We start from the raw sequence: 18,321 nt of genomic DNA on the forward strand, positions 1-18,321 counted from the left end.
ACTTTTCAGGGGAGCAGGTCAGCTGGGACTTCTCCAGGGGCAGGGGATCGCCGACAATCTGATCGACCTTCTCTTCCACCCAGAGCCGCATTTCATCGAGGGCTTCGATCAGCGTGCGATCATCCCGAATAACTGCGCGGGCCAGCATGCCGGCATTGGAGGTCATCCGCGTATCGCGCTGACCTGCGGGGACGAAGTCTACCATGTTGCCACCGCCACCGGTCTTGCCGACGGCGACACCCGCTGCGAGCAACTCCTTGCGGAGGAGCTCCGGGACCCCGAGTGGCAAGTCAGGGATGTCGGACAGCACGGACAGCAAGTCGATGTTCGCGGTGTAGGGACGCTGCGTATCCGGATGGATTGAGGGAGGGAGAACGACCTGGCTGCCGGTGCTGAGAATTTCGGCGACCATCCCGTCAGCGGCCTGGAGACGCAGCGTGCGCTCGCCGTTGTACCGGTAGAGCCGCACGCTTCCCTTCGCGCCGACCCGCCTCCATGGGGACGGTGGGAGAACGCGCTCGATGATCTTCACGGCGACTGGGTCGGTGGTGTCGATGTCAACGGCGATGACGCCGGAAGCTGCACCGAGAACGAGACCGATGTTGGCGTTGGGGTAAGTCCTGAGCCATGCGGCCTTCTCCTCCTCGTCAGGGAGGCGTTCACTGTAGTTCTGCCAGCGGGCGATGGCAGGCCGCTTCTCACCCTTGATTAAGGGAATGACAGCGAGGCCGGCCGCCCAGTATGCGGGGGCCGTGTTTGCGAAAATGCTCATGTTGTTCCTAGAGGTTAGCGCGCCGAGTAGAGCGCGGGCCTCATATGGCGGCTCAAGGGATAGTTCTCTATCCGTTTTGATGCGGAGTCCGTGGGACTAGCACACATTTTGCTGCGCCGCATGGGCTAGTCAGGTAGTATTGCCAGAATGGTTCGGGCCGGATTCTAGAGTTTATCTATCTTTTAGATACCGGTAGGCTCTCTCATTCTCTTCTAAAGACTTGAGGCCAGAGCGCAACAACTGGCGCTGGACATCAGAAAGAGGAGCTTGAGGGCGCCACACTTCCGCTAAACCGAGACCCCTTACCCATACCCCGTTGTTTAGCCGATCAATGTATGGAAGGTGATGATGCCCATGAACAATTAACTTGGCGTCCAATGCGCTCGCCAATTCATCGATGAACGCGAAGCCGTTCGGATGGCAGCTGGGAGCTTCATGGCAAATCAGAACATCCGCTTTCTGCTCAGAAAGCCAGTGGACAGTAGACGGAAAAATAGTGCTGCGCTTTTTGAATGGAAGGCCTTGGCGATAAATCTCCTGAGGAGGTGTTTTCGCAAGAAGCTCGTCTGGAGATTGAATGCGAGGTTTGGATAGTCCATCCCAAATGCGTCCCCGCACGACACCGCCCAACCCAGCTACGGTAACATTGCTTTCCTTCACCTTGATAAGGCGACCATCAGCGAGTTGGTCTTTCAGTTCATAGAAGAGTAAGTCGCAAATATCTGAGGTTTCGGATTCGCGATCTCCAGAAATTGTATACCAATTGATGCCGCGATCTTTTAATGTTCCTAATGTTGCCCGAGCGTCATCAATATGTTCAGGATGTCGTTTTGCCTCGGCCAAATCCCCTAGGATGAATACAGTATGGACGCTGGGAACTAATGCCTCAAGTAGTGGTCCCCAAAGGCCATGGGGGTCGCCGTAAAATAGGACGCCTTCCAAAAGGACTGCGAGCCTAGATGGGAGCGGGTCTGCGGACATTGTATTACCTATTTTGGACCACCCTAGGGTGGCAGCTCCTGCCGGAGTGTGGTCATTCCGTATATATCGTTATCGATTGCGGCTGCTGGCTAAAATGGGACAACTCCAGAGGCGGCACAATGTCGATTTAATCACCCCCCCCACTGGCCGACCGGAACTGGGAATCCCCAAAAATAGAATTCCTGTCGATCTTCTGCTCGCCGAGCGTAGAGGCAGGATGGATACCGTCTCAGCGCCTCAGCAACCTCTTTTATGTTTGGGGATAAATATGAAGAAATATTTTTTGCTAAGAGCATTCTTCGCGATCTCCGCTTGGCCTGAGGGGACATTTCCACATTGTCATCTAGGTAATCAATCAGTGCTTGCTCTTGATTGGAGGTATCCGGGAACGATAGTATCGCAATCGACAGCAAAATAGCACCAACGTTAAGGGTGTGGGGGGTTCGATGAAGCTGGCACCTCTCAGTTCCTAATATCGCGCCCGCTATCAAAAATCTAGTAACTGGATTCTCCAAGGCCCCAACAACCGCTATAGGAAGGAGTTCTATTTTCTGCAATTCGTTAATCTCGGGCTCGCTTAGTTTGGCGTACGGGGCGTCACTAAGTGATTTTCCAAATGGACTCTCTAACGACTTCTTGCTGGCTTTTTTTCTGGCGTGTTCCCTCAAGAGGAACTCTCGTGAAAAATCAGCCTTGTTTAAATAATGGTCATAAAAGCCATCGGTTGTGAGTGTGGTGATTATTTGGGCGAGAGATGCGGGATCAACGCCGTGGAACGCACCTTTTCTTGTTATTAGCTGTCGCTCATCGCTAAATACCAAGCCCTCTGGGAGGGGCACGCTAGGTTTTGCGGCTTCCCACATGCGTGAGGATAGCGGATCGCGCAATATTGCAAGGATTGCATTGGATAATTCAACCGAGGCGTCAGTGACTTTTTGAATCGCAAGTTCCGCTGCGCCGTTTTTCTTATCGTATTTCCCCGCGTGTGCAGCCTCACCCTTTTCCTCATCACTGTACTCGTGGTCGTACGGGTCCTTACCCTTGTAGAATTGAGGGTGTGTAAGCGACTCTGGGGGTATGCTTCGAGCGGCCACGTCAAATTTATCCAGAGCGCGGCTCAAATTCCAGTATGATTCCGAGCATCTTTCAGTAATGCTCTCGACGAATGCTAGGCTTTCAAAATCAGATTGGTTTCTTGTTACTATATACGCTCGGTGAGCGATATATATTGCTACTAAAGAGCCGGCGAGGGCGACCGGTATCCCAACTACCGCTGAGAGAAAGTCCGCAATGCTCGACCAGTCGTTAATATTCTGCTTTTCCAAAATTGCATCTATAGAGTTTTCAGGATAACTTGGACCCGCCTCCGTTATCCACAGGAAGGCAGAAAGCGTAGCGAATGCCGACAATACTAGAACAGCTATAAATAGCATCGTGAAAATTATTGAGGAGTGGCGCATATTGAGGGCTCCACAAATTTTTTTCTACCATTGTTCTTTTACTTTGCAAAACTAGCTTGTGCAACACGGCTATATCGCATTACTTGACGTAAGGAGTCCTTGATTCAGGACTTAGCAGGTTGCCCGCCGCCGCGGCCGCAAGTGCGCGGTGGGCGCTGACCCGACGGGGCGCCGTCGCAGCGCCGAATGTGGCGTGATGGCACAATATTCTAGGCGGAGGCGCCGATTACTCACGCGGCATGATCTTGTGAGCTCTCGTCCGCTACCTGCCTGACCCCAGGTCTTCGAGGTCCCCTCAGGGATGTGGTTCCAATGATGTCACGCTCAGGCCTGACGCCGGCTCCGCCGAGCACGCCTATGAGTTGGATAAATCGGAATTGCTCCGAACCCGCATCTTGCTGGCGGTCTTTGCGCTGCCCAGTACCGAAGCATTCTCCCGGGGATGGTCTCGCTTGAAAAGGCGGCGTCAGCAAAGTGGCTCGAAATACACTAACGACTAGTCCCGTACCCCCGGCGGTCAATATTGTGCAGCCAAACCGCTTGACCGGAGCAGCCGCATTACTGAAGTTCTGAGCTAGTAATGGTGCCGCCGGCGTAAATGGCAGCGCCCATTTCATCTTGGTAGGTGAGCATTTAGCCGTTGTTATTCGGCAGATGAGAGGGTGAAGGTATTGGTATTGCCAGCTTTCCAACAAACGCAGGAACCAGTTTCGTCACTGACCTCCATAAGTTTGTGTTCCACATCCAACGGCAGGCCATTGACGGAGTGCGCGATGTCCCATGCTGCCGTTGCAAGCGCCTTGATCACCTGGACAGAGGATACCTTTGGAGACGATGCGAGAGCAACAAGTTCGTGAATCTCGTACACGATATTGCGGTGGATGTTACAAGGTTGTTCGACTGCGCAGTTATAATAAGCAATCATGTCCCATTTACCTTAGATGATCATGCGGCTCATGCCACGCAACGTCTATACCTCTGCGGCAACCGTGTGGAATATCACGCGTCTCTTGTAGTCCCATAGACTCAATCATTCTGATCTTATAGCTGTGCCGCGAATATTCCGTCTAGCGTCACGCCTTCAGAATACTTCATTACGGGCCCGGCAACGCACTTGATAGTGATAAGGCGCAACCTCTTCCACTGCCACCACAACCCCTGGTGAAACATTATTCATCTCGAAGAAGGGCCGGACCCAACCGCGGTCTCGGAAGAACTTCTTGGAGCCGTCCAAATCCGTAATCACCGGCATCGGTCCGCCCCAATCGACAGTCACCTTACGTTGAGCAACGCTAGCCTTATTTGACCCGCCGAGTGCGTCAGGAGGAAAGGCGTCGATGAAAGCTCTCAGATATATGTGCTTGTGAGTGATGTTGCCCTGAGTAATGCAGGTTTCTCCGATGAGGCGTGGGCCGTCGCCTTCCGTGTGGAAGCGTTCGCCTCGAAGGGGCGCTCCGTCTGTATGCTCATCCCGACTGGGCAATTCCGCTGCGGCTGCATGGGTAGTCTCCGCACGGAGCACCACCTCCGCAGCGGCGCGGGCATCCTCTCCGGCATCGTGGTGCTGAAAGTCGAGCTTCAAATGCTTCTTCAGAGATGCGAGCCCGTGGCCACCATTGCCCTTGAGTTCCGGCCAGGCTCGCCGAGCGATTTGAACGCTGTCCTGCCAGTCCCAGCTGGGCGGCACCATGCCATAGCTCGCACATGCTGCGTTCACGGCGCTCCGGTCGAACCCTGAGTGCTGATACACGGTGTGCTGTCCGAGGTGGCCGCGAAGGAACTCGATGACCTGCGGAAAAGTGGGCGATCCGGCGACGTCCTTCCCGGTGATGCCGTGGACAAAGCTGCAGGACCAGTCGTCGGTCTTGGGGTCCACGTACGTCATCCAAGTCTCGATGTTGTAGTCCTCACTCACGGCGGCGACCCCCACCTGGCAGATGCTGCCACGATCACGATTGGCGGTTTCGACATCGAGCGCGAAGAACCGAACCGCGCCATCGGGGAAGGGCGGCAAGCCGGTCTCATATGCCGTCGAGGAGGCGTGAGAAGCTGGCATCCCCGTTCTTCCGGTAAAGCGCTGCCGCTGGCGGTCGAGTGCGGCTCTCTCCGAAGCGTTCAGCCCGAGCCGCGTGATCGTCTGGTCGACGAGATCGACAGGCTCTTCGTAGGCCTCTGTGCCGCGGTAGTTCCAGGCGATCATCTCGGTTGGAGCAATACGCAGTGCGGCATGCTCCAAGGCCGCGATGTTGACCTCGTCGGGAAGTGCGACCCAAACCGCGCGACAATGCTCGGCGATGAACTCGTTGCGGAGCTTCTTCGCGATGTCGCCATCCGCCTTCGTGGCCGGGTGGTTCCGCTGCCGCCACATGCGCCCGGTATTATACATGCGAGAATAGTAGTGGCTGGAGTCCTCGGAGCCGGTGCGGTGCCGCTGATGGATGCGTTCGTACAACGTTTGGGATCGGCTGGATGTCGATCCGATGTAACGGATACGACCAAGGTGATCGATCAGGGCGTAGATGCCGCGCTGGTCTCGCGGAGCGTCCCTCGTGAAGGCAGGCGTTGCCGCAAGGAGCTGCTGGAGGATGTCTTCAGGGGTCGGATGATTGGCAAGCATACTCGTATCCATTCTACTGGTGATCACTTCTGGCGCTCGACGCGTTGCCACGCAACGCCGCTCACGATCCCCCAATGGCCCTGCTCGTTCGGCCGCCGCCAGCGGGGGATGGGCATCGCGTTCAGCGCCGCAAGTGCATCGTCGAAATTGTCGAAGTGCTGTTCTTCACCCTTGGCGCCGATCTGGTACTTGCCGCCTCTGACGAGGTCCGGATGGAAGAGCGATCCATCACGGGCGACCGGAACGAAGATCAAGCGTTCAAGGGCAACTGGGGGCAGGGGAGCTTCGGGCCCATGGTCGTCACGGTCTTCTGACGACCAGATGGAATGGAGAAAGCCCTTTCGCTTTTGCAGCCAAGTCATAGCGCTCATGGCTTTCACTCCGCCACCAGGGCCGCGCTCCAGCTGTGCCGAAGCACCGGACATGAGATTGCGGACCCTGCTTTCGGAAATCGCACCCAAGATGACCATCGAGGTGATGTCCACCTCGCCTTCGCCTCGATCCAATGCGTGCCGCGAGGCTGCGAGATAGGCGATCCGAGTAACCGCGTTGTCGCCATCTCCAAGGCTCCGAACCTCGCTTCGAGATGCAAAGCGCGAGACGTCGTCGACCAGTGTGGCGATCCACCGGGCGCGGTCCTCGACGGGGATCTTGACCGGGGTAACTCCGTAAAGTCCGTAAAGCAGAGCCGCGTCGAGCCTATCTGAGATCGGTGGCGTGGTTCCAGCTGCGAGCGTATCTTCCATGACCTCGCGCCAGTCGACGGCCCTCGGGTTATTGATCACCGCGATAGGATCGACAAGTTCACGCAGCGGCCGAGCTGCGCTAGTGGGCCCGATCAGGCCTTCAACGTGCTCCAACGCCTGTGAGAGGATTTCGGCGACAACGTCGGCGTAGTCCCAATAATGCTCGTCGTCTCCGTGACGAAAGCCAGCCTCGCGGAAGGCTTCGCGACGTTCCTCAGCATTCATGATGTGGTCGATATTCAAGCTACTGCTCCGATGCGATGAAGTCTGCGAATTGCGGCGCGGACGTTGACGAGGTTGCGGTGATCGGACGGCGTAGCCGCCGCGAAGACGTCGCCGAGCTCGAACCGCAGGCGGCAGTGCTTACGGTCCACATCAATCCCGAGGAGGTTAAAGCCTTCAGAGAGGCAGAGCCTCCGGTACTCACGAGCGACCCTTGTCATGGCATTTACGATCATACGGTAGTGTTGTTGTACCGCGTTATACATGATCGCCGAATCGTGTCAACAGAGATAAATCGGGAGTACCGAAATTCCGTGCTTGATCTATCGGGGCGGCTTGTCACTTTTGGCCTCGCCCTTGGACACCGGTATGGGAGGGAGGATACAAGTGGGACGCTTGCTGACGCGCCGCCAGGTCCACGCGCCAGACGCATGGGACCAGAGCGGTCTACGGGAGCAGGCGAAGGACGATTGTCACCACCAAGGTGATAGCCAGCGCTTGGATCACAAGCGCTAGCTTGAACTCCCTCTTGAAGGCCTTCAGTTCAGAGTTGAGTTCATGGAACGTGGCGATTTGTGCCCCGTCCCCTTCGCTGGCGCGCTTTTGATCACGCAGTTCGGTAATCACCTCAGACAGCGCCGTGGCGACGCGCGGTTCGAACCCGGCGTCTTCGAGGCGGTGCCGCAGTTTCTGAGGGCCGGTATGAATTTCGCGGCTCCTGATATGTACAAGCTACATCGTTAAGCTTGGGGCTCCAAGTAGTCAGAGCTTTCATCCCAATACCCCGAAATCATTGCGAAGTGCTCTTTGGTTCATTGAACCTTGTAGGCCCCCACCTGGTTGGTTTTCTGGTTTTCAGGTGGGGACTAAGAAGTGATCGTGTTTATATATATCAGTAGGTTGGCGATAGAGCGCTTCGTTCACATCGAAGATGTCGGGGGTTCAAATCCCTCATCACCCACCATCCTCCCCATCCTGAACGCTGCCGCGCGGACCGCGCCGGGTCCGCGACAGCCCGTCGTGGTGTCGTCCGGGCGTCGCCCACGGGCCGGGCGGGAGGGCGCGCGCCGCGCCCCCTGGGCGGGTCGCTCCCTATAAACGTATTGGTTTATTTATAACTCCCGTCGCGCCCCGCGGCGTACCCCTTTTTCCTTTTGGATCAACGCTTTCGTTTACCACTTGCGGTTGTTGCCCCGCCGCGCGCGCGAATTGACAGAAGGGGGGTCGGCTCGATTGCCTGTGAAAAAGGCGCCCGCTTACGGGTGCACGGAACGGCACGGAGGATCCCCACATGCAGGCATCGCGCAACACCCGTCCGGGGCCGGCATGACGGCGCGTTCCGTCGTTGCGGCGGATACCGTCCTGACCGGCGGCACGGTATGGTGCGGGCTGGGCCTGCCCACGGCCGAGGCGGTCGCGCTCTTCGCGGGCCGCGTGCTCGCCACCGGCACCGCCGACGAGATCGCGGCGCTGGTCGGCCCCGAGACCCGGGTGGTCGACCTGAAGGGGCGGCTCGCCACGCCCGGGCTGAACGACGCGCACATGCACCTTCTGCCCTACGGCACCGCCATGGCCGAGGTGGACCTGCGGCCCCGCGTGGCGCCCCGGCTGTCGGATGTCCTCGAGGCCGTGCGCGCGCGGGCGGAAACCCTTCCGCCCGGCGAATGGGTGATCGGCCGAGGCTACGACCATTTCCGGCTCGACGTGGGCCGCCATCCGCTGCGCGAGGAGCTGGACGAGGCGGCGCCCGACCACCCGGTCTACATCGTGCGCACCGACGGTCACCTGGCCGTCGCCAATTCCCGCGCGCTGGCGCTTGCCGGGATCGACGAGGACACCGTGCCCCCGAAGGGCGGCAGCATCGAAAAGCAGAACGGCCGCCTGACGGGCCTCCTGGCCGAGACCGCGCGCGAGCCGGTCATGGCGGTGCTGCCCGATGCGCAGGTGGGCGACCTCGTCGACGCGATCGAGCGGGCGGGTCGGGATTGCCTGTCGCGCGGCATCACGTCGGTGATGGAGGCCGCGGTCGGCATCCGCGACGGCTGGACCGAGATGCTGGCCTACCAGCAGGCGCACCGCACCGGGCGTCTGCCCCTGCGCGTCTATGCCGTGCTCATGGGCGACAAGGGCCGGTCGATCATGGCCGAGGCGCGCGCCGCGGGCATGGTGTCGGGCGGCGGCGACGACCGGCTGCGCATCGGGCCGGTCAAGATCTTCACCGACGGATCGGCCGGTGGCCGCACCGCCGCGATGACCAAGCCCTATCTCGGGGGCGACGACGCGGATCGCGGGCTGCTCTGCCTCGACGCGGAGGAACTGCGCGACATGGTGGCCGAGGGGCACCGCGACGGCTACCGCTTCGCGATCCACGCCATCGGCGACGCGGCCATCGACCAGGTGCTCGACGCCTACGAGGCGGCGCTCGACGCGGTTCCCGACGCCACGCGCCGCCACCGGATCGAGCATTGTGGCTGGCTGCGCCCCGACCAGATGGCCCGGATGGCGGACCGGCACATCCTGCCCGCGCCGCAGCCCGCCTTCCTCTACCATTTCGGGGATCTCTACCTGACGCTGCTCGACCGCGAGCGGGTCGAGGCGAGCCATCCCATGCGCACGTGGATCGAGGCGGGGCTGCACCCCTCGGCGTCGACCGACTGCCCGGTGGTGGACATCGACCCGATGGCGAACCTCTACACCATGGTCACCCGCAGGACCGAGAGCGGCACCGTGCTCGGCCCCGACCAGTGCCTGTCGATGGAGGAGGCGCTCGACGCCTATACCCGCGCCTCGGCCTACGCGTCCCACGAGGAGGACATCAAGGGCCGCCTCGTGCCGGGCCAGCTGGCCGACATCGCGGTCTTCGACACCGACCTGCTGTCCTGCGCGCCCGAGGACATCCTGACGGCGCGCTGCGACCTGACGATCCTCGGGGGCGTGGTCGCCTTCGCCCGGGAGGACGCGGCCCGATGATGACGCAGGTCCTGAACCGGCTGATCATCTCGATCCCCGTCCTCTTCGGGGTGCTGCTGCTGGGCTTCTGCCTGCTCATCCTCGTGCCGGGCGACCCGGCAATCGTGCTGGCCGGGCCCACCGCGACGCCCGAGGTGGTCGAGGCGATCCGGCAGGAGATGGGCCTCGACGAGCCGGTGCTCGTCCAGTTCCTGTCCTATCTCGGGCGCGTTCTGCAGGGCGATCTCGGCCGCTCGCTGATCTCGAACAAGACGGTGGTGTCGGAGCTTGGTGCCGCGGTGGTGCCCACGCTCGAGCTGATGGTCGCCTGCCTCATCTGGTCGATCCCGCTCGGGATCGCGCTCGGCACCCTTGCGGCGGTGTTCCGCGGCCGCATCATCGACCGCGCGATCATGGCGGTCTCGGTCGCGGGCGTGTCGCTGCCGATATTCTTCATCTGCCTGATGATGATCCATTTCGTCGGCGTGCAGTGGCGGCTCCTGCCGTTCATCGGCCGCGGCGGGCCGCTCTGGACCGTCGAGGGACTGCGCCACATCGCGCTGCCCGCCCTGTCGCTGGGCGCGATCTTCATCGGCCCGGTGGCGCGGATGACGCGGTCCTCGGTGCTCGAGGTGCTGAAGCTCGACCACGTGCGCACCGCGCGTGCCAAGGGCCTGAGCGAGACGCAGGTGATCCTGCGCCACGGCCTGCGGAACGCGCTCATCCCGGTGGTGACGCTCGTCGGCCTGCAGGCGGGCTACCTCGTCGGCGGCGCCGTCGTGACCGAAAGCATCTTCTCCTATCCGGGCCTCGGGCGGCTCGCCGTGGGCGCGATCCTGTCGTCGGACTTTCCGCTGGCGCAGGGGGCCATCCTGATCCTCGCGCTGGGCTTCATCCTCATCAACATGGTGGTCGACATCCTCTACGCGCTTCTCGATCCCCGGGTGCAGGCATGAGCGCCGCCGAGACAGACGCCGCCGACACCCCGGCGCCGACGCGCGCGTGGTACCTGCGGCTCATGCGCGACCCCTCGGCGCTGGTCGCGGCGCTGTTCCTGCTGGCCGTCTGCGTGGTGGCCGTCGCGGCGCCGGTCCTGTCGCCGCACGATCCCTTCGCGAGCTCGCGCAGCGTGATGGTCCCGCCCGTCTGGGCGGAGACCGGCAGCTGGACGCACCCGCTCGGCACCGACGGGCAGGGCAGGGACATCCTGTCGCGCATCTTCTGGGGTACGCGGCTCACGCTGGTGATCGGCCTCGTGTCGGTGGGCATCGGCGGCTTCCTCGGATCGTTGCTCGGGCTTCTGGCGGCCTTCCGGCCGGGGCTCGACCCGTGGGTGATGCGGCTCGTCGACGTGATGCTGTCCTTTCCCGCCATCCTCCTCGGCCTCGCGCTCGTGGCGGTGCTGGGCCCCGGTGCGGGCCCGGTGATCGTGGCGCTCGCCATCGCCACGGTGCCCGACTGCGCGCGCATCGCGCGGTCGATCGCGGTGTCGGTGATGAACCAGGAATACATTGAGGCCGGGCGCGCGCTGGGCCTGCCCGCGCGGCAGCTCTTCCTGCGCTACCTCCTGCGCAACTGCGTGTCCTCGATCATGATCTTCATCTCGCTCCGGTTCGGGCAGGTGATCCTGATCGGCGCCGCGCTGTCCTTCCTCGGCCTCGGCGCGCGCCCGCCCACGGCCGAGCTCGGCATGATGGCCGCGCAGGGCCGGGACTTCCTGCTCTTCGCACCGCACATCGCGGTCATCCCCTCGGTGATGATCTTCCTCATCGTGCTCACGGCGAACGTGCTGGGCGACGCGCTCCGCGACGTGCTCGATCCGCGGCTCAGGTCCTGACCCAAGACAAAGAAACCCGACAGGAGAGACGACATGAAGACAAAGGCACTGACCCTCGCGGCCCTCCTCCTGGGCACGAGCCTCGCCCAGGCGCAGGAGATCACCATCGTCCGCGAGGTCGACAGCAACAACTACGACCCGCACAAGACCACGTCGCGCGCGGCCTCCGAGGTGCTGTTCATGCTGGGCGACACGCTGGTGTCGCTCGCGCCCGACATGCAGACGATCGAGCCCGGGATCGCCGAATCCTGGGAAGTCAGCGAGGACGGCACGACCTACACCTTCCAGCTGCGCGACGACGTCGCGTTCTGCGACGGCAAGCCCATGACCGCCGACGACGTGGTCTATTCCATGAACCGCTGGACCGATCCCGAGACCAAGTCGCCCGTCGCCTGGCGCGCGGGCGAGGTCGAAAGCGTCACCGCGACCGGCCCCCACACGGTCGAGTACAAGCTCAAGGCGCCGTTCTCGGAACTGCTCTACCAGCTGACGCAGAGCTTCGGCACCATCGTGGACCAGGCCAATGTCGAGGCGCTGGGCGACGATTTCGGCGTCAGCGGGTTCAACGGCACGGGGCCCTTCTGCTGGGTCGAATGGACCCCGCGCGACAAGATGATCGTCGAGCGGCACGAGGCCTACACCTGGGGCGCGCCGTTCCACGAGAACACCGGGCCCGCCTCGATGCAGCGCGTCACCTGGCAGATCGTGCCCGAGGAGAACACCCGCACCGTGGCCGTGCTCACCGGGCAGAGCCAGATCAGCCAGTACGTGCCCTACATCGCGCTCGAACAGCTGAAGAGCGCGCCGAACGTCGAGGTGGTGCAGTCGGACCTCGCGTTCTGGACCTATTTCATGGGCTTCAAGATCGACAAGGACACGGTGTCGGACCCTGCCGTGCGCCGTGCCATCAACCTCGCCGTGGACCAGGAGGCGATGGCCGAGGACCTGTTCTTCGGTGTCGTGCAGCCGGCCTATTCCTACGTCTCGACCGAGGCGCTCGACTGGAACTCCGATCTCGACGCGCAGCTCCTGGGATACGATCCCGAGCAGGCGAACGCGCTCCTCGACGAGGCGGGCTGGACCCGCGGTGACGACGGCGTGCGCGAGAAGGACGGCGTGCGGCTCGCGCCCACGGCCTACGTCTTTGCCGGCTCGACCTGGGGCAAGATCTCGGAGGCGGTGCAGGCCTACCTGCGCGAGATCGGCGTCGACCTGCAGATCCAGGCCTTCGACGCCACGGTGGCGTGGGGCAAGCTCGCCACGCAGGAATTCGACATGTTCGGCATGTCCTATCCCTACGTGTCCTCGGGCGACGCGCTGAACCTCTATTTCCGCAGCCAGAACATGCCGACGCCGAACCGGATGAACTGGAACGACGCCCGGACCGACGAGCTGCTGCTGGCGGGATCCACCGCGATCACCGACGAGGAACGGGCCGACAGCTACGGCCAGGTGCTGGAGATCGTGCACGAGGCGGCCGTGTGGCTGCCGCTCTACCACGAGCCCATGGTCATCGCGCAGTCGACCGACCTCGAGACTGTGGTGCCGCACAACATCTACGGCGCCGGCCTCTACAAGGGGCTCGACCTGAAGTTCCGGGACTAGGCCCGATCGCGCACCGCCGTTCCCGCCCCGGCGGGGGCGGCGGCCGCACCCCTCGTCCGACCCGTGCGTCCTCTCCCTTCAACGAAAGACCGCCCATGCCCGTCACCGTCATCCGCAATGCCGCCTGGATCGTCGCCTACGATGCCGGCACCGACAGCCACACCTACCTGCGGGACGGCGACGTGGCCTTCGACGGCGACCGCATCGTGCAGGTGGGCGGCACCTGGGACGGACCGGCGGAGACCGAGATCGACGGCCGCGACCGGCTGGTGTCGCCGGGGCTCGTCAACATCCACTCCCATCCCTCCTCCGAGGCGATGAACAAGGGCATGCTCGACGAGCTGGGATCGCCCCGGCTCGGCATGTCGTCGCTCTACGAGTTCATGCCGCTCTTCCGGCCCGACGACGAGGGCCGCCAGGCCTGCGTCGAGGTCACCTATTCCGAACTGCTCAAATCCGGCGTGACCACGCTCGTCGACCTCTCGGTCGCCTGGGACGGGTGGATCGACACCTTCGCGGCCTCGGGCCTGCGCGGGGTCGTGGCGCCCATGTACCGCTCGGCGCACTGGTACACCGACAACGGCCACGTGGTGAAATACGAATGGGACGAGGCCGCCGGCCGCGCCGCCATGGACGCGGCGGTGGCAACGGTCGAGGCGGCCATCGCACATCCCTCGGGACGGCTCTCGGGCATGATCGCGCCGAGCCAGATCGACACCTGCACGCCCGAGCTCATCGCCGACAGCTTCGCGCTCGCACAGGAGCGCGGCCTGCCGTTCCAGATCCATGCCGCGCAATCGGTGGTGGAGTTCACCGAGATCACCCGCCGCCACGGGGTCACGCCGCTCGAATGGCTGCGCGATCTCGGCGTGCTGAAGCCCGGCGCGATCATCGGCCACGGCATCTTCCTCAACGATTACGGGCACGTCTTCTGGCCCGAGGCGAACGACTTCGCGCTGCTGCAGGAGTCGGGTGCGGCCGTCGCCCATTGCCCGACCGTGTTCCAGCGGCGCGGCATCGCGATGAACACCGTCGGCCGCTACATCCGCGGCGGCGTCCCCGTGGGCATCGGCACCGACACCTATCCGCACAACATGCTCGAGGAGCTGCGCACTGCGCTCTACCTCAGCCGCATCGTCTCGAAGAACCCCTACGACCTGCGGACCTCTCACGTCTTCGACGCGGCGACGATCGGCGGCGCCCGCATCCTCGGGCGCGACGACATCGGCCGGCTGGCGCCCGGGGCCAAGGCCGACCTGTTCCTCGCCGACCTGCGCGACCCCGCCATGATGCCCGTGCGCGACCCCTTGCGGTCGCTCGTCTACGTGGCGGCCGAGCGCGCGGTGCGCGACGTGTTCGTGGACGGGCGGCATGTGCTGGTGGACGGCGAGGTTCCGGCCTTCGATCTCGCCTCCGCGCTCGAGCGGCTCGAGGCGGCGCAGCGGCGCGCCGAGGAAGCGTTCACCGGCCTCGACTTCGCCAACCGGCGCCACGACGACGCCTCGCCCTTGGCCTACCCGCAGGCATGAGCACCATGACGGACACGCCCCTTCTCGAGGTCGACGACCTGGCGGTCGAGTTCCGCATCGGCGGGCGGGCGCAGCGCGCGGTGTCGGGCGTGAGCTTCACGCTCGAACGCGGGCGCACGCTCGGCGTCGTCGGCGAATCCGGCTGCGGCAAGTCGGTGACGTCGCTTGCCATCATGCGCCTCGTGCCGCAGCCGCCCGGGCACTACGCGGGCGGCGCGATCCGGTTCGGCGGGACCGACCTCCTGAGCCTGCCCGAGCGCGAGATGCGCCGCCTGCGCGGCGGGCGGATCGGCATGATCTTCCAGGAGCCCATGACCTCGCTCAACCCGGTCTACACCTGCGGCGACCAGATCGTGGAAAGCCTGCGCGTGCACTCGGGCCTCGACAGGCGCGCCGCGCGCGAGCGCGCAGTCGAGCTTCTCGACCTCGTCGGGCTGCCCTCGCCGAAATCGCGGGTCGACGACTATCCCCACCAGCTGTCGGGCGGGCAGCGGCAGCGCGTCATGATCGCCCTCGCGCTCGCCAACGATCCCGACCTCCTGATCGCGGACGAGCCCACGACCGCACTCGACGTGACGATCCAGGCGCAGATCCTCGACCTGATGGGCGACCTGCGCGACCGCACCGGGGCGGCGGTGCTGCTCGTGACCCACGACCTCGGCGTCGTGGCGCAGACCTGCGAGGACGTGGTGGTCATGTATGCCGGCCGCATCGTCGAGAAGGCGCCGACCGGCGCCCTCTTCGCCGATCCGCAGCATCCCTACACGATCGGGCTGATGGCGGCGGTGCCGCGCATCGACGCGGGCGTCGCGCGGCTGGCCACGATCCCGGGCAGCGTGCCGCCGCCCTGGGCGCGCATCGCCGGCTGCCGCTTCGCCTCGCGTTGCCCGCTCGCCTCCGAGCGCTGCCGCACCGAGGATCCGCCGCTGCGCGCGCTGGCGCCCGGCCACGCCGTCGCCTGCTGGCACGCCCCGATCGAGGAGGCGGCATGAGCGCGCTTCTCGAGGTCCGCAACCTGACCAAGCATTTCCCCGTGCGCCGGGGCGTGTTGCGCCGCACCGTCGGCCACGTGCAGGCGGTCACCGACGTCAGCTTCGACGTTCACGCGGGCGAGACCCTCGCGGTGGTGGGCGAATCGGGCTGCGGCAAGTCCACGATCGGCCGGGCGCTCCTGCGGCTCATCGCCCCCACGGCGGGCACCGTGACGCTCGACGGCACCGAGGTCACCGCGCTGCCCGACCCAGCCCTGCGCGAGATGCGGCGCCACATGCAGATCATCTTCCAGGACCCGTTCGGGTCGCTCAATCCGCGCATGTCGGTGGCCGAGACGCTGGCCGAACCGCTCCTGCTGCACGGGCTCGCGACATCCGCGAACGTGCGGCAGAAGGTGGCGGAGCTGCTCGAGACCTGCGGCCTCCAGCCCTGGCACGCGGCGCGGTTCCCGCACGAGTTCTCCGGCGGCCAGCGCCAGCGGGTGGGGGTGGCGCGCGCGCTCGCCACGCGGCCGCGGCTGATCGTCTGTGACGAGCCGGTCTCGGCGCTCGACGTGTCGGTGCAGGCGCAGATCGTGAACCTGCTGCAGGATCTGCAGGCGAGCTTCGGCATCGCCTACGTGTTCATCAGCCACGACCTGGCGGTGGTGCGGCACATGGCCGACCGCGTGGCGGTGGTCTATCTCGGCCGCGTGGTCGAGGAGGCGCCGACCGCCACGCTCTTCGCCACGCCGCGCCATCCCTACACGCGCTCGCTGATCGCGGCGGCGCCACGTCCCGACCCGGGGCTGCGCAGCGACCGCCAGCCGGTCCGCGGGGACCTGCCCTCGGCGCTGGCGCCGCCGCCGGGCTGCGCCTTCCACCCGCGCTGCCCGATGGCCGAGGCGCGCTGCCGCACCGAACGCCCCGCCCTGCGCGCGGTCGGCGGCACCAGCGTCGCCTGCCACTTCGCCGAGGCGGTGGCGGAAAGCACCACACCAGCCGAGCGTCCGCCTTCCGACAGGTTGCGGCGCAGGCTCGACATCCTCCAGGCCGCCAGAGAGTCCAGGGAAGACCCACATGCATGACACGACCCCGATGAACGGCGCCGAAAGCGTGGTGCGCTCGCTGCACGGGGCGGGGGTGCGGGTCTGCTTCGCCAATCCCGGCACGTCCGAGATGCAGTTCGTCGACGCGCTCGACCGCACGGGGCTCCTGCGCTGCGTGCTGGCGCTGTTCGAGGGCGTGGCGACCGGCGCCGCCGACGGCTACGCGCGCATGGCGCAGGGGCCCGCGGTCACGCTCCTGCACCTCGCGCCGGGGCTCGCCAATGCCGGGGCCAACATGCACAACGCGCGCAAGGCCCGCGCGCCGATGGTCAACCTGGTGGGCGATCACGCGGTGCGCCACCGCGGCCACGACGCGCCGCTGACAGCCGATGTCGAGGGCGCGGCCGCGCCGTTCTCGGACTGGGTGCGGACCGCCACCAGCGCCGCGGGCTTCGCCGCCGACGCGATGGACGCGCTTGGCGCGGCCATGTCGCGGCCGAACCGCGTGGCGACGCTCGTCGCGCCCGCGGATCTCGGCTGGGACGCGGGCGGCGTGGTGGCGCCGCCGCCGCCGCCGCCGGCCTTTGCCGCGCTCGACGCCGAGGCGGTCTCGCGGGCGGCCGAGATGCTTGGTCCCGACACCGTGATCCTGACGAGCGGGCGCGTGCTCGAGACGCCCGAGGCGGTGGCGCAGCTGCAGGGCATCGCGGTCAAGACCGGCGCGCGGATCATGGCGCCGACCTCGAACCGGCGGTTCGACCGCGGCGCGGGCAGGGCGGGGATCGCCCGCGTGCCGTACCCGATCGGCCTCGCGCTCGAGGCGCTTTCGCCCTTCCGCAAGGCCGTGCTGGTCGAGACCGTGCCGCCCGTCGCCTTCTTCGCCTATCCCGGCCGGCCGAGCCTGCTTCTGCCCGAGGGCTGCGAGGTGCTGACGCTGTCGGGCCTCGACGGCGACGGGCCCGCGGCGGTCGCCGCGCTGGCGGACCGCGCGGGCGCGGGCGCCGTCGTGGCCGAGACGGCGCGGCCCGAGGCGCCGCCACCGGGCCGCATCACCCCCGCGGCGCTCGCCGCCGCGGTCGCCCAGGCGCTGCCCGCGAACGCCATCGTCGTCGACGAGAGCATCAGCGGCGGGCGCGACGTCTGGGGCGCCACGCAGGGCGCCGCGCCGCACAGCTGGATCTCGCTGACCGGCGGCGCCATCGGCGACGGCATTCCGCTCGCGCTCGGCGCCGCCGTCGCCTGTCCCGACCGGCCCGTCCTCTGCCTGCAGGCGGACGGGTCGGCCATGTACACGATCCAGGGCCTCTGGAGCCAGGCGCGCGAGGGGACGAACGTGACCACGGTGATCCTGTCGAACGGCACCTACGAGATCCTCAAGAACGAGCTCTTCGCCGTGGGCGCCAATCCCGGCCGCTCGGCGCTCGACATGCTGGACCTCGACCGTCCGCGGCTCGACTTCGTGGCGATCGCGCGCGGCATGGGCGTGCCGGGCCGGCGGATCGAGGACGCGGCAGAGCTCTGCACTGCCATCGCCGATGCCATGGCGGAACCCGGCCCGTACCTGATCGAGGCCGTGATGTGAT

General features: G+C 64.8%; 14 protein-coding genes. 8 read left to right on the forward strand and 6 right to left on the reverse strand.

Annotation, left to right across the window (positions count from 1 at the left end; genetic code table 11):
• The 6 genes from RISW2_RS17640 to RISW2_RS25495 form a co-directional block, all read right to left on the reverse strand.
• On the reverse strand, window positions 1-772 hold a 772-nt coding region (locus RISW2_RS17640; RefSeq protein ID WP_043773605.1), incomplete at its 3' end, for a bifunctional DNA primase/polymerase.
• A gap of 171 nt (window positions 773-943) precedes the next feature.
• On the reverse strand, window positions 944-1,753 hold the full coding sequence (locus tag RISW2_RS24635; protein ID WP_156943883.1) for a metallophosphoesterase family protein: 810 nt from the start codon (window positions 1,751-1,753) through the stop codon (window positions 944-946).
• Between the two features lie 131 nt (window positions 1,754-1,884).
• Entirely contained in the window at window positions 1,885-3,213 is a 1,329-nt protein-coding gene (locus RISW2_RS24640) for a hypothetical protein (RefSeq protein WP_156943884.1), read from the reverse strand.
• A gap of 643 nt (window positions 3,214-3,856) precedes the next feature.
• Window positions 3,857-4,138, reverse strand: coding sequence for a hypothetical protein (locus tag RISW2_RS24645; protein ID WP_156943885.1), 282 nt, complete (start codon window positions 4,136-4,138; stop codon window positions 3,857-3,859).
• Between the two features lie 156 nt (window positions 4,139-4,294).
• Entirely contained in the window at window positions 4,295-5,830 is a 1,536-nt protein-coding gene (locus tag RISW2_RS23615) for an exonuclease domain-containing protein (RefSeq protein WP_244437629.1), read from the reverse strand.
• Between the two features lie 23 nt (window positions 5,831-5,853).
• A complete protein-coding gene (locus tag RISW2_RS25495; protein ID WP_211238719.1) occupies window positions 5,854-6,819 on the reverse strand; it encodes a hypothetical protein in 966 nt (321 codons plus the stop codon).
• 1,305 nt (window positions 6,820-8,124) lie between these two features.
• Between RISW2_RS25495 and RISW2_RS17660 the strand changes: the two genes are divergently transcribed.
• The 8 genes from RISW2_RS17660 to RISW2_RS17695 all read left to right on the forward strand — a co-directional run bounded on the left by RISW2_RS17660 (window position 8,125) and on the right by RISW2_RS17695 (window position 18,320).
• The gene (locus tag RISW2_RS17660) at window positions 8,125-9,768 is read left to right on the forward strand and encodes an amidohydrolase (protein WP_043773609.1); all 1,644 of its coding nucleotides are present in this window, start codon (window positions 8,125-8,127) and stop codon (window positions 9,766-9,768) included.
• Window positions 9,765-10,703, forward strand: a complete 939-nt coding sequence (locus tag RISW2_RS17665) for an ABC transporter permease (RefSeq protein ID WP_043773612.1) — start codon at window positions 9,765-9,767, stop codon at window positions 10,701-10,703. The genes RISW2_RS17660 and RISW2_RS17665 overlap by 4 nt, the downstream gene beginning before the upstream one ends.
• Window positions 10,700-11,584, forward strand: a complete 885-nt coding sequence (locus RISW2_RS17670) for an ABC transporter permease (RefSeq protein WP_043773614.1) — start codon at window positions 10,700-10,702, stop codon at window positions 11,582-11,584. The genes RISW2_RS17665 and RISW2_RS17670 overlap by 4 nt, the downstream gene beginning before the upstream one ends.
• A gap of 33 nt (window positions 11,585-11,617) precedes the next feature.
• Window positions 11,618-13,189 (forward strand): ABC transporter substrate-binding protein, encoded by a 1,572-nt coding sequence (locus tag RISW2_RS17675; RefSeq protein ID WP_043773617.1) that lies wholly within the window; start codon window positions 11,618-11,620, stop codon window positions 13,187-13,189.
• Between the two features lie 95 nt (window positions 13,190-13,284).
• Complete coding sequence (locus tag RISW2_RS17680; RefSeq protein WP_043773618.1) at window positions 13,285-14,718, forward strand: amidohydrolase family protein; 1,434 nt, start codon at window positions 13,285-13,287, stop codon at window positions 14,716-14,718.
• 5 nt (window positions 14,719-14,723) lie between these two features.
• Window positions 14,724-15,710: an ABC transporter ATP-binding protein gene (locus tag RISW2_RS17685; protein WP_211238720.1), complete on the forward strand. Its 987-nt coding sequence runs from the start codon at window positions 14,724-14,726 to the stop codon at window positions 15,708-15,710.
• Window positions 15,707-16,777 (forward strand): ABC transporter ATP-binding protein, encoded by a 1,071-nt coding sequence (locus RISW2_RS17690; RefSeq protein ID WP_043773623.1) that lies wholly within the window; start codon window positions 15,707-15,709, stop codon window positions 16,775-16,777. Before RISW2_RS17685 ends, RISW2_RS17690 begins: the two co-directional genes overlap by 4 nt.
• A complete protein-coding gene (locus RISW2_RS17695) occupies window positions 16,770-18,320 on the forward strand; it encodes an acetolactate synthase large subunit (protein WP_043773625.1) in 1,551 nt (516 codons plus the stop codon). Before RISW2_RS17690 ends, RISW2_RS17695 begins: the two co-directional genes overlap by 8 nt.
• The last annotated feature ends 1 nt before the right edge of the window (window position 18,321 follow it).

The sequence above is a fragment of the Roseivivax isoporae LMG 25204 genome (assembly GCF_000521865.1).
Taxonomy (GTDB): Bacteria; Pseudomonadota; Alphaproteobacteria; order Rhodobacterales; family Rhodobacteraceae; genus Roseivivax; species Roseivivax isoporae.